The organism is Halalkalibaculum sp. DA384 (genome assembly GCF_043951955.1).
Classification (GTDB): Bacteria; Bacteroidota; Rhodothermia; order Balneolales; family Balneolaceae; genus JAMQKA01.
On the sequence record NZ_JBINJE010000001.1, the window covers coordinates 17,643 to 30,744 of the forward strand.

Here is a 13,102-nt window from a genome sequence, read left to right on the forward strand (position 1 = left end):
ATGAATCAACAATCCTGGGATATTTGGATCGACACGGGCGGGACTTTTACCGATTGCATTGCCCGCGATCCCCACGGTACATTCCATAAAACCAAAGTGTTGAGCAGCAGTGCTCTCCGTGGTACCATTACCGAATGGATTGATTCCCGAACTCTCCGGGTTGAAGAGAGCTGGAATGCACCAGACGATTTTATCAGGGGATTCCATTTTCAATTACTTGATTCGAGCCATCCGCCTGTCGAAATTCATGCATTCGATGCCGAGACCTCCGTCATCGTACTCAAGCATGCCATGGACGTACGGGAGCTATCCGCTTTCGAGTTGACGAGCAATTTTGAGGCCCCGATTCTTGCCGCGCGGCTCATCACCCAAACCCCGGCCGGTGAACCCCTTCCCCCCGCCGACCTGCGACTGGCCACCACCAAGGGCACGAATGCCCTGCTGGAGCACAAAGGCGCCCACACCCTGCTGCTGGTCACCGAAGGCTTCCGCGATCTCCTGAAGATTGGAAATCAAAAACGACCCGAACTTTTTTCGCTGCAAATCAATAAGCCGCAACCACTGTATGAGCAGGTTATTGAAGTACCCGAACGAATTGATGCCGATGGTAAAATTATCCGGCCGCTGAATCTGAACCTGCTCAGCAAACATCTGCACTCCGTAGAAAAACCCGCTGAGATATCTGTAGCGCTCTGCCTGATAAACAGCTACAAAAATGATGAACATGAGCAGCAAATTGCCGGTTTGCTGGATGAGCTCGGCTTTAATCATGTCTCGGTTTCTTCGGAATTAAGTCCATTCATCAAGATTTTGCCGCGGGCGCAAACGGCGGTAGTCAATGCATACCTTGCTCCTATTCTGCACGAATATGTCTACAATGTACGGGAACAGCTCTCGGCAGGCTCGTTCCGGTTGATGACCAGTGCGGGCGGCCTGGTACAGTCTGAAAAGTTCAATCCCAAAGACAGTCTTCTCAGCGGTCCCGCAGGGGGCGTGGTCGGGGCCTCCACCGCGGGGCGGCAAGCTGGATTCAACCACATCATCTCGTTCGACATGGGAGGAACCAGCACCGATGTTGCCCGCTATGACAATGAATACGACTATCTTTTTCAACACCAGGTCGGGGATGCACAGGTCGCCGCCCCGGCTCTCTCTATTGAAACGGTCGCCGCGGGGGGAGGATCCATATGCTCCTTTGATGGGTTTAAACTGTCAGTCGGGCCGGAAAGTGCGGGGGCCGACCCCGGACCGGCCTGTTATGATGCTGGCGGTCCTCTCACAGTAACGGACGTCAACCTGCTGCTTGGACGACTGGAACCTGAGAACTTTGGTATCCCCATAAACAAAGAGGCGTCACAGAGGCGGCTGGAGGAAATCCTTGCCGAAGTCCGGAATCTCAACAACCGGGACGTTACACCAAAACAGATCCTGGAAGGGTTTCTGCAGATTGCCAATGAACGCATGAGCGATGCGATCCGGAAAATATCGCTGCGAAAGGGATACGATCCCGCAGAATACGCTCTCGTTTCATTTGGCGGAGCGGGTGCCCAGCACGCCTGTGCCATCGCCGGGCAGCTCAATATCAGCAATATTGTGATCCCGGCCGATGCCGGTTTGCTGAGCGCTTATGGACTGGGAAATGCCGTCATAGAGCAATTTGAGGAACAGCAGGTGCTGGAACCGCTGCGCGAGCTGGGAGACAGGCTGGAAGTGATGTTCAGTGAATTGGGGAATAAAGCGGTTCGTACCCTGTCAGAGCATATCCCGAAATCGAAAATAGAGCTGCGCCGGCATTCAGTCTTTATGCGACTTGCGGGCCAGGAGTCGACTCTTGAAATCGCTTTTGAAGAAAACAAAAATCTTGCGGACGCATTCCGGCATGCCTATCAAACCCGCTATGGGCACTGGGTCAGTGACCGTGAAATTGAGGTGGAATCGATCCGGGTGGTGGCCTCCAGCCGCAAACCTGAACTCAACCGCAGTATAGAGGCAGCCTCCCCCCGTTCCGATAAGCCGGCTAAAGTCCGGCCGGTGGTATTTTCCGGAAATAAGATCGATACCCCGGTCTACAATCGCGGGCAGCTCGCCCCGGGGGAGAAACTTGACGGCCCCGCCCTGATCCTGGACCCGTACAGCACTATCGTTGTTGAGCCGGGGTGGACGCTTGCCGTTGAGGGAAACGGTTCCCTGATCCTCTCACAGTTGAAGAACAGGAACCACCAGAATTCTTCAGATCACGATTCCCGATCCGAGGCGGTAGCGCTGGAACTCTTCACCAACCGGTTTACCTCAATAGCCGAGGAGATGGGAGAGATGCTCCGGCGGACGGCGCTCTCGGTCAACGTCAAAGAACGAATGGACTACTCCTGTGCCCTGCTCAACGCCGAAGGGGAGCTCATCGTCAATGCACCCCATATCCCGGTTCACCTGGGAGCGCTCGGTATCTGCGTTCGACGCCTCAAAAAAACTATCGAAATGCGGCCGGGAGATGTGGTAGTTACCAACCATCCCGCCTTTGGTGGGTCGCACCTTCCGGATGTTACTGTAGTCACGCCCATTTTTACCGGCAAGAATGAACCGGAACTGATCGGTTTTGCTGCCAGCCGGGCCCACCATGCAGAGATCGGCGGAACGCGACCCGGCTCCATGCCGCCCGGAGCAACGACCCTGGCAGAGGAGGGCGTTGTTCTGCCCCCGACGCACTTGATCCGGCTGGGGAAGGAACGGTGGGACGACCTCCGCAACCTGCTCAATTCTGCAGAGCATCCCACGCGAAGCATTGAAGAAAATATGGCCGACCTGCAGGCAGCTGTTGCAGCAAACCAGCGCGGCAGCCGATCACTGCAGGCGCTGGTGACCGCCCACGGGAGAAAACAGGTACTGCACTACATGCACGCCCTAAAGAGTTATGCAGCCCAAAAAATGAGGACGACGCTCCGCCGGCTGCCGGATGGCACGTTTGAGACCACTGAAAAAATGGATGACGGCACCCGCCTGCACGCCGCTATCACTATTGCTGAAGAGACGATCACATTTAATTTCGAGGGAACCGCCCCGGTACACCCCGGCAACCTGAATGCGACTCCGGCCATCGTGAGCAGTGTGATTATCTACATCCTGAGGCTCCTGGTCGATGAACCGCTTCCCCTGAATGAAGGATTGCTCGAGCCCGTCACCATACAGCTGCCGAAGGGATCTATCCTGAACCCGGACTTTGCGAGTGATCCCCGCAAGTCGCCCGCGGTTGTGGGAGGCAACGTGGAAACAAGCCAGCGGCTGGTGGATCTGTTGCTAAAACCCTTCGGAAAAATGGCCTGCAGCCAGGGAACCATGAACAACGTGCTGTTCGGCAGCGACACGTTCGGCTACTACGAAACCATTGGGGGAGGAACCGGCGCCGGACCTACTTTTGACGGCGCAGATGCTGTTCACCATCATATGACCAATACCGCAGGTACTGACCCGGAAATTCTGGAACAGCGCTACCCGGTGCGGCTTGACCGTTACAGCATTCGTCCCGGCTCGGGTGGCGAGGGCGCTCACTGCGGTGGAAATGGAATCCGGCGTGAAATGACCTTCCTGAAACCCGTACGCCTGTCGCTGCTCACCCAGCACCGGGTGGAGGGACCCTACGGCCTGGAAGGAGGGAAAGCGGGCGCCAACGGACAGCAGTGGATTGTTCGAAAAAACGGGGAGCGGGAACCGCTCGCCTCTATCGACGGGGCGGACCTGGAGCCGGGCGACCGTTTTATAATCCTGACGCCGGGCGGCGGTGGTTATGGAGTCGACCACTCTTCAAGGAAAAAATCATGACTCCGATACCGGAATATACGCAATAGTCTGCCCGGAACGTTGTAATAAACAGTCAGGAATTCAACGCAAAAGAATAATGGCCCAATGCCGGGAAGAGACGCCAAATTCCTGCAGACCTGTTCCATTATTTTTTAGCTAAAACAGCGGTTTTGCAAAAACCTCACAAATCAAACCGTAGGTGAATGATTTTCTTTAGACAGATCGGCCTCTGTATAGCAGCATTCATGTTCATATCGGGATGTGTCTCTACGGAACTAGGAGTACAATCGTCCTCCGCGGGAAGTGATAACAGGCGCAACCTGCAGGAGGAGTATACATCCGCTTTTCCCACGAAAGATATATCTGCAAACATCAGTAACGTTTTTCGGTCCGTAAGGCGAATCACGATATCGGGAATTTACCGTATCTTTTATTTTGAAGAGGAACCGGTAACGCTCCCTCAAATCCGTGGCGCCGACTTGATGCAACTCTCCTCCCGCTCAACAACCAAAGAGGAGAGCGTTGCCGGAACAGCCATCTCCATTGCCCAGGATAGCCGGTTCATATCGCTGCTCACATGCGCGCATATAGTTCAGTTCCCGGATACACTGATCGAATATGTTGAAACAGGCGATCTTCCTGAAAATGAATATATCCGGTCTGTAGCCGTAAAATTCACCCAACACAACCTGGTTTATGGAGAAAGGCACCTCGCTCCTTTTGAAGTAAAATCAGTTGACCCCGTCAAGGACCTGGCACTTATTCAAGTTCAGAGGCAACAAGAGCCCAACCTGCAAATACCACCGCTTTCGATTCAGCTGGGAAATTCAAAGGATCTGAAATGGGGATCATTTCTCTATATTGCCGGCTATCCAAGAGGGAGAGCTGTAGTAACCCGCGCCATCGTCAGCGATCCAAATCGTACCAGTCGAGGAGACTTCCTGACCGACGGACTTTTTAACCAGGGTATGAGCGGTGGTATCATATTGGCCAGCAGAGATCATTATTCCAGCTTTGAATGGGTTGGAATGACCAATACCGCATCAGCCGAAGAAGAACACATTTTGGTTCCCGCCCCGAATCGATCCACCAGCGACAAACTAACAGAGCCGTATGACGGTCCCGTCTACCAGGAAAAAAAAGTTCGTATTGCATATGGCGTTACCCAATCAATTCCCACCGGAGATATCGCTGATTTTTTAGATGAAAACCGGCAGCTCCTCCAAGCTTCAGCGGTTAGTTTTCCCAGCTTTTAGCTGGCGCAAACCATGCAACTACCGTTTTCATCATTCTTCTCAACCTGCAAGATATCATTCCGATTTTATCGATACTTGGGTTCAGGTAATATTTGAAACGAGCATTTCTATTTAAATCTGTAGCCTCAGTTTGGTATCTTTGGCACTGTTTGTTTCAGCTTATAAAATGGTATCATGAAGACAACACGCGTACTCAAATTCGGCGGCACTTCCATGGGCGACGAGCACACATGGCGCATGGTGCTGGAGATCGTCAAACAATATGAACAGCCCGTGGTTGTGGTCTCTGCCACCTCCCGAACTACGCGACAGCTGCTGGCCGCCGTCGAGGCGGCACCGGACCGCTATGAGCGCTCGCTCGAAATAAGCAGTGAAATACGTTCACGTCACGAAACCCTGATCCGCCGATTTCTGCAGGAGTTCGACCATCATGATGCGGCCGATGCCCTTGAGCAGTGCCTGGCATGGATTGAAAAGAAGATCCGTGATCTGAACCGGCATCTCAGGGAGATCAACAAAAGCAAAAAAACAGATGCTGCCCGCAAAGATGCCGTGGCAAGTATCGGGGAACAGCTCTCCTCCGGGCTTTTTGCGACATGTGGAAAAGTGTTTGGCCTGAATACCACGTTTATGGATGCGCGCGATATTATCAAGACGAACTCCGATTTCGGTCACGCCACTCCCGACCTCCGCAGGATTAACCAACAAGCCCGGAAAATACGCCAGAACATTGAGCAGTCGATAATCCCGGTCATCGGCGGGTATTACGGCGAAAACGATCAGGGAGAACTAACCACCCTCGGATTCGAGGGATCCGACTACACCGCCAGCCTGATCGGGGCCGCCCTCAACTGCGAGGCGATTGAAATATGGACCGATGTCAGCGGTATTTTTACCTGCGACCCACGGGTGGTGGAGGAGGCCCGGCCTATCCCGGAAATCAGCTTTCGGGAAGCCACCGAGATGGCCTATTTCGGGGCACGGGTGCTGCATCCTTCCACACTGAAACCGGCGGCACAAAAAGAGATCCCGGTATATGTCCGCAACATTTTTGATCCCGGTCATCCGGGAACCAAGATCTACTCCAATGCCGAATCCGGGCGGCCGGTACGCGCACTTGCATTCCTGGAAGACGTTGTTATCATAACGGTCAACGCCCCCAGCACGTTGATGGGATTTCGTTTCCTGTCGAACGTGTTCCAGATCCTGGAGCATCATCATATTACGGTAGATGTGGTAACCACCACTGAGGCTTCCGTTTCGATCGCCCTGGAACGGCCGGAGAAGCTCGATCTGGTTATAAACGAGCTGCAAGGAATTGGGGAAGTCACAATAACGGAGCAGCAGGGCCTGGTCAGCCTGATCGGCTTCGGGCTTTCGAATGTGGAGTCGATCACAAGCCGCGTCTTTTCCTCGGTCAGGGGCGGTCCCCTTTCGCTGATCTCCTTCAGCCGGGATAAACGGAACCTGAACCTGGTGCTCCCGGAACAACAGCTGATCGCCACCGTTCGCTCGCTTCACCGCTCACTCTTCAGAACCGAACTTTCTTCAACATCCTGACATGCTGGCACTTGAAAATATATCACTTACGCTGGGAGATCAGCCCCTCTTTAATTCGATCGATGCGCTGATCAATCCCGGGGAACGGATCGGGCTTGTGGGACCCAATGGAGCGGGAAAATCGACCCTCCTCAAAATTATTGCCGGGCAGATCGAGCCAGACGAGGGCCAACTGAAGCTGTCCAAATCGGCCACGGTCGGATACCTCCCGCAGGACGGGGTGGATCCGGACCCGTCACTGACCGTGCTGGAAGAGGTGAAAAGCGCCTTCTCCGACCTGCAGGAACTGCGAGAAAAAACCCGGAAAGAACAGCAAAAATTGAGCCACCTGGAGTCCGACAGTGATCAATACAAGCAGACCCTGGAGCGCATGGGGCGGTTGCAGGATCGCCTGGAGCAGTCGGGGGCCTACTCACTGGATTCTGACATCGAAAAAGTGCTGATGGGTCTGGGCTTTACGAAAAAGGATTTTAACCGGTCGACCACTGAATTCAGCGGGGGCTGGCTAATGCGAATTGCCCTGGCCAAGCTGCTGCTTCAGCAGCCGACCTATCTCATGCTTGACGAGCCGACCAATCACCTGGATATCGAATCCCTGCAGTGGATCGAGAATTTTCTCCTTAGCTACAAGGGGGCGGTCATCGTCGTCTCCCACGACAAGGCATTCCTTGACAAAATCACCGGGCGAACGCTTGCGCTGGACCGTGGAAATCTTTACGACTATGCGGGCAACTATTCATACTACGTGGAAAAGCATGAGGAGCGGATGGACCATCTCCGCAAGGCCTACAAAAACCAGCAGCGGGAGATCAAGGAACTGCAGGAGTTTATTGACAAATTCCGATACAATGCCAGCAAGGCTTCGCAGGTACAGAGCCGGATCAAGCAGCTGGAAAAGATGGACAAAATTGAGCTGGATGAACACGAGGAGGAGATCACGTTTCAGTTCCCCCCGCCCGAGCGAAGTGGTGCAGTAGTCATGAAGCTGCAGAATATCAGCAAGAGCTACGGCGAAAACCAGGTATTTGACGGCCTGGACTATTCCGTGGAGCGCGGGGATAAAATTGCCGTCGTAGGTCCGAACGGCGCGGGAAAATCCACCATGGTGCGCATTCTGGCCGGACTTGAAGATTATGACGGGGGCAGCCGCGAGCCGGGACACAATCTCACCACAAACTATTTTGCCCAGCACCAGGCCGACGAGCTCGACCTGTCGAAGACGGTGTTTGAAATTATGCGAGAAGCGGCCCCCAACGCCCGGGAAACCCGCTTGCGCACCATCCTGGGCTGCTTTTTGTTCCAGGGGGATGAGGTCTTTAAAAAAGTGTCGGTGCTGTCGGGGGGCGAAAAAAGTCGCCTTGCCCTGGCCCGTATGCTGGTGAACTCGGCCAATTTCATGATTTTTGACGAGCCGACCAACCACCTGGATATGCAGTCAAAACAGATCCTCCAGCAGGCTCTCGACCAATATGAGGGGACATTCATTATCGTTTCGCACGACCGCGATTTTCTCGATCCCATCGTCAGCAAAGTGCTGGAAGTTCAGCCGAATCGCGTGCGCACGTTTCTGGGGAATGTTTCCTACTATCTTGAAAAAAAGAGAGAAGAAGAGAATGAAACGTTAAACACGGCCTCAGCCAACAACAGAACGGGGCCGCCACACTCAGCAAACGGCTCCGGTTCCGGGTCTACCCTCTCACGTAAGGAAGAACGCCGGGTAGAAGCTCAAAAACGGCAGGAAAAGTATAACAAGCTCAAGCCGTTTAAAAAGAAGATCGATCCCCTGGAAGAAAAAATAGAAACCCTGGAAAATCGCAAGCAGGAGATTGAGCAGGAGATGGCAGAGCCCGATTTCTACGATGATGAAGTGCAGGTGAAAGAGATCTCCCTGGAGTATGAAAAGCTGAAGGCCGAGCTCGTGGAGACCTACGCGGAATGGGAGAAGCTGGCCATGAAGATCAGCGAAATTGAGGAGGAGTTTGAATAGCAAGACCCAAGAAAAAAAGATATGAAGAAACTAGACGGTAAAACAGCTATTGTTACCGGTGCCACCCGGGGGATGGGGCGCGCCGTGGCCGAACTTTTTACCGCTGAGGGGGCTCGCGTAGTCATGAATGGACGAGATACACAGCAGGGACGGGAGGTGGTGACGAAGATCACTTCCCGCGGGGGAGAAGCCATTTTTATCCCGGGCGATGTCAGCTCTCGGGATCTCAACAAGCAGCTCGTGGAACGGGCGGTCTCCGAATTCGGCGGACTTGACCTGCTCGTGCCCAACGCCGGGATGCTGGGACTGGGATCGATCACAGAGGTGACCACGGAAACCTGGGACAAAACGCTGGATACCAATCTGAATGCCGTTTTTTACCTGCTGCGTGCCGGCATCCCGAAAATGCAGCAGACAAAAGGCGGCGGAGCTGTGGTTGTGACCGGCTCCATTGCTGCACACAAAGGGTTCCCGAATCACGCCGCCTATTGTGCATCAAAAGGTGCATTGGAGGCGTTGGTACGGCAGGCGGCCGTCGATTACGCCCCGGATATTCGGATCAACCTGGTGCAGCCCGGTCCGGTAGACACCAAGCTCTATAACGACTCTGCAGAAGCATTTCCCAATCCGGATACCATCCTGGATGAAGTGCCCGGCACGCTGCCGATGAAACGGATCGGCTCCCCGGAAGAGATTGCAAGAACCGTGCTGTTCCTGGCCAGCGATGACGCAGGCTGGACGACCGGCTCCGTCGTCACGGTGGACGGGGGCGCCTCAGCGGCGGGATGATTGTTTGTTTGTAGACGTGAGACGTCAGATGTGAGATGGGAGACGAATTTGACATCTTGTTCTGTACCTCTCACGTTTGACGTCTCACATCTCACGTCTGTCCTCCTCATCCTCGTCCGAGACGATACCGAGGCGGGCCGCGCGTTCTCTCCACTTTTTACGAGCCAGTTTCTGCATATCTTCATAGGCATCCACCTCGTCAATAATCTCCATGCCCAACAGGGTTTCCACCAGGTCTTCCATTGTCACCACACCTGAAAATCCGCCATATTCATCCACTACCAGCGCAATATGATCCTGCTGCTCCAGCAGCCGTTCAAAAAGGATTTTCAGGTTGGCATTTTCCGGGACAACCAGAATCTCCCGTTTCAATTCTTTGAGCTTTTTATGCTTCTCATCGCGCGCCAGTTGTATTAACAGGTCGTTTTTAAGCACATACCCGGTGATGTTGTCTTCGTTGTCCTCATAAAGCGGGAGCCGCGAAAAACGCAGATCTTCCACCTTGTCTGGAATCTCCTCAATTGTCCGTTCCTGGTTGTAGTATTTAACGACAATCCGTGGCGTCATGATATCCTTGACGCGAAGCGAGCTGAACCGGATGAGATTCTTAAAAATCATTGACTCCTCCTCCTCAAAGATTCCCTGCTCCACCCCACGCTCGGCCAGTGCGCTGAATTCTTCCCGGCTGAAGGAGGGCGGACGGTTATCGCTTGAAAGCAGACGCGTGATGCCGTTTGACAGTGCTACAAAAGGATACATCAGGAACATAAGCACCCGCAGCGTGCGCGCAGCCAGCGGCGAAAGCGTTTTCCAATAGGTTGCTCCCAGCGTTTTGGGGATAATTTCTGAGAAGACGAGAATAAGCAGGGTAAGTACAGCCGATATTATACTGACGTATTCATTGCCGAAAACCGCCTGGGCCTGGGCTCCGACACCCGCCGCTCCCACGGTATGGGCAATGGTGTTGAGGCTGAGAATTGCCGACAGGGGACGATCGATATCCTCCTTGTACCGGGCAAGCAACTCTCCACCCTGCGTGCCCTTCCGCTTCATAACGGCAACATACGATTCGCTGACCGACAACAGCACCGATTCCAGAATAGAACACAGAAACGATACTCCCAGAGCGAGGAACAGGTAGAATAAAAGCAGTGTCATAGGCTGGATTTGAGACTCAAAAATTTAATCGGAAAATGAACATTGTATAATCCCACTATCAATCTGTTACCCTGCAAAAATTTGATCCTCATTTTTAAATGTTTTGAACTCCATGGTGTTGCCGCTCGGGTCCCTGAAAAACATCTTGCCCTCCTCTTCCGGCAATCCTTTGTCTCTGACATAGGGCTCAAAGACAAAATCGTGTTCCGAGGCCCGAATCCGCTCGGCCAGTGCTTCCCATTCGTCCCACTCGAGGATCACCCCGAAGTGGTGCACCGGTACCGGGTTACCGTCAATTTCATTGGTTCCGTGTTTTCCCGCGAATTCAGGGATCAGGTGTCCGACAAGCTGGTGCCCCCAAAAATTGATATTAATCGTCCGTTCGGAGCTCCGTACGATGTCACATCCCAGTATTTCCCCGTAAAATTTACGAGTCTCCTCAATATCGGATATGGGAAATCCAAGATGAAAACGTTCAAAAGATTGCTCAGCCATCAGTTTCTAAAATTGCTCTGGAGTTAATGTTTCGCTTAAAATAGGTATTTCACGTGAAGTGAAAAATTTTGACCGAAATTATATCCGTATTTTGTGGAGACCGGTTGTAAATTATTATTTTTTCTGCAGCCTATCGGCCCTCGGCTGGTACCCTACTTTTACCCACCCAACAAATATTCCACGAAAACACCCCATCTCCTTTTTTAAAACGGTCAATCAAATTTGCAGATGTACCCAACATAAGATTTATTGAATGCCGAAGCCTGGCAAGTTGTTAACAACTACCCGTAATTTCTAACAAAATATTTCTCTAAACCATGAAACACATTTCAAAAATATTTTCGATCCCTCTCATAATTGTAGCATTTGTAATCGCCGGTTGTGCGCAGCCACAACAGCAGGAGTCTGCCGAAGAGGAAACCACTACCGCTCCTTCTACCAATTTTACTAAAGCGGTTGCAGTTGTCCATCCCACGGAAGGCAATGAGGTCAGTGGTACCGTTACTTTTGAGCAGACCGCAGAAGGCGTGCAGGTGACGGCTGAATTGAGTGGACTTGAGGAAGGCCGGCACGGGTTCCACATCCACCAATATGGAGATTGCACTGCCAGCGACGGGACTTCTGCCGGCGGTCACTACAACCCGGCTGGAAATGATCACGGTGCGCCCACCCAGGATGATCGTCACATGGGGGATATGGGCAATATCGTTGCCGACAGTGAAGGAAATGCGACCATCGACTACACTGATTCCGTGATTGAGCTGAATGGTCCTGACAGCATTATCGGTCGCGGTATTGTGGTGCACGGCGGAGAAGATGACCTGGAGTCGCAACCCTCTGGTGCGGCCGGTCCCCGCATTGGCTGTGGCGTAATCGGTATTGCGAATACTTCCCAGTAATAGAGTTTCAACGACAGGCAGGGGACATATCATTTAGGATATGTCCCCTTTTCTTTTGGAATCGTTCTCTTTCTTCTTTCGACCCGATTTTTCCTGGTTTTCATGAACCCTTCCTCCCATATATTCACCATTACTCAGAAGCAACCGGCATCTGCCCGTTCGTGCGGTTGTAATTCGTGAGCCAGAAGAACAGAACCAGGCCCGACAGAAAAATTCCAGCCGAAAACAGAATCAGCATCCCGGAGGGACGGATAATCAATATGGCGCTGACGAACTGTACAAGCAGGATAACATAGAGTAAAACGGCAATATACAAGCGGTTTACCCTGCTGATGACGTAAGCCCCCATTGGTGCTCCCAGGACGACCACGGGAATACAGACCAACCAAAAGTTGATCGCTTCCGGCTGCAGATCCTGCAGTATCAGCCCGTGCAGCAGAGTTCCCACCACGGCATTCATCGCCATCAGGATGACGGAAGTTGGGGTCGCGATTTTCTCCGAGAGACGATATTTCAGCGTCACAAATGCAAACGAGCAGATATCGATCCCGTTGCCGAGGATGGCACTCAGGATACCCCCGACAAAGCCGACAGCCACCAATTCGATCTTTTGTCCCGGGGTGAGAGCGGGCAGTGCCTCTGCCGATGTTCGCTTCCGGATGTGATTGATAAAAAAGAGCGCGATTCCGTAGCTGAGCCAGAATGATACAAACATCATTTTGGCGTAAGCCGGTAAAACGTAGGGGGCGATGAGGTAGGTGCCGAAGATGATGCCGCCCGTCCCGCCAGCGGCTACGATCCAGAGGTACGTTTTCTCAATTGGAACCTTTTTGGCAATTATCCAGAGGGAAGCCGCCGTCATCCCCACACTTTGGATCGCCAGGCTGAAATTACGCGCCACCGAGGGATCGATCTCGAATATCAGCGTCATTACCGGGTAGGCGATGGCACCGCCGCCCTCAGAGCTGGCTCCCGCGATAAACGAGCCAAATACCATGGTCAGGGTCATGTACCAGTCTGACAGGAACAGATACCATCTATTTTGGGAGATCATCCAGAAGAGCCAGATTCCGTAAACCAGTAAAACCGGACCAAGAAAAATGAGTATACGCTGCTTAGCGAAACCTGTTGGCCTGTGCTTTTGCAAATCGGGCGATTCCAAAGAG

Annotated in this window: 9 protein-coding genes; 6 read left to right on the top strand and 3 right to left on the bottom strand. The window is 52.9% G+C overall.

Translation table 11 applies throughout. The features are described from left to right. The 5 genes from ACG2E4_RS00080 to ACG2E4_RS00100 all read left to right on the top strand — a co-directional run bounded on the left by ACG2E4_RS00080 (nucleotide 1) and on the right by ACG2E4_RS00100 (nucleotide 9,384). Entirely contained in the window at nucleotides 1-3,813 is a 3,813-nt protein-coding gene (locus tag ACG2E4_RS00080) for a hydantoinase B/oxoprolinase family protein (RefSeq protein WP_395275336.1), read from the top strand. Nucleotides 3,814-3,995: 182 nt separating this feature from the next. Next, complete coding sequence (locus ACG2E4_RS00085) at nucleotides 3,996-5,048, top strand: serine protease (RefSeq protein WP_395257958.1); 1,053 nt, start codon at nucleotides 3,996-3,998, stop codon at nucleotides 5,046-5,048. A gap of 174 nt (nucleotides 5,049-5,222) precedes the next feature. Further along, nucleotides 5,223-6,608, top strand: coding sequence for an aspartate kinase (locus ACG2E4_RS00090; RefSeq protein ID WP_395257956.1), 1,386 nt, complete (start codon nucleotides 5,223-5,225; stop codon nucleotides 6,606-6,608). Between the two features lies 1 nt (nucleotide 6,609). Then, nucleotides 6,610-8,595: an ATP-binding cassette domain-containing protein gene (locus tag ACG2E4_RS00095; RefSeq protein WP_395275337.1), complete on the top strand. Its 1,986-nt coding sequence runs from the start codon at nucleotides 6,610-6,612 to the stop codon at nucleotides 8,593-8,595. A 21-nt stretch (nucleotides 8,596-8,616) separates the two neighbouring features. Continuing rightward, nucleotides 8,617-9,384 carry an SDR family NAD(P)-dependent oxidoreductase gene (locus ACG2E4_RS00100; RefSeq protein ID WP_395257952.1) on the top strand — a complete coding sequence of 256 codons (768 nt, stop codon included), beginning with the start codon at nucleotides 8,617-8,619 and terminating at the stop codon, nucleotides 9,382-9,384. A gap of 84 nt (nucleotides 9,385-9,468) precedes the next feature. On the opposite strand, the gene ACG2E4_RS00105 is transcribed toward ACG2E4_RS00100, so the two are convergent. Together ACG2E4_RS00105 and ACG2E4_RS00110 are read right to left on the bottom strand one after the other, a co-directional pair. After that, nucleotides 9,469-10,542 carry a CNNM domain-containing protein gene (locus ACG2E4_RS00105; RefSeq protein ID WP_395275338.1) on the bottom strand — a complete coding sequence of 358 codons (1,074 nt, stop codon included), beginning with the start codon at nucleotides 10,540-10,542 and terminating at the stop codon, nucleotides 9,469-9,471. Between the two features lie 66 nt (nucleotides 10,543-10,608). After that, a complete protein-coding gene (locus ACG2E4_RS00110) occupies nucleotides 10,609-11,037 on the bottom strand; it encodes a VOC family protein (protein ID WP_395275339.1) in 429 nt (142 codons plus the stop codon). Nucleotides 11,038-11,354: 317 nt separating this feature from the next. Here ACG2E4_RS00110 and ACG2E4_RS00115 point away from each other — a divergent pair, with 317 nt between their 5' ends. Then, on the top strand, nucleotides 11,355-11,936 hold the full coding sequence (locus ACG2E4_RS00115; RefSeq protein WP_395257946.1) for a superoxide dismutase family protein: 582 nt from the start codon (nucleotides 11,355-11,357) through the stop codon (nucleotides 11,934-11,936). 130 nt (nucleotides 11,937-12,066) lie between these two features. Here the strand turns inward: ACG2E4_RS00115 and ACG2E4_RS00120 are convergent, their stop codons facing one another. Then, on the bottom strand, nucleotides 12,067-12,990 hold the full coding sequence (locus ACG2E4_RS00120) for a sulfite exporter TauE/SafE family protein (protein WP_395275340.1): 924 nt from the start codon (nucleotides 12,988-12,990) through the stop codon (nucleotides 12,067-12,069). Nucleotides 12,991-13,102 lie beyond the last annotated feature (112 nt).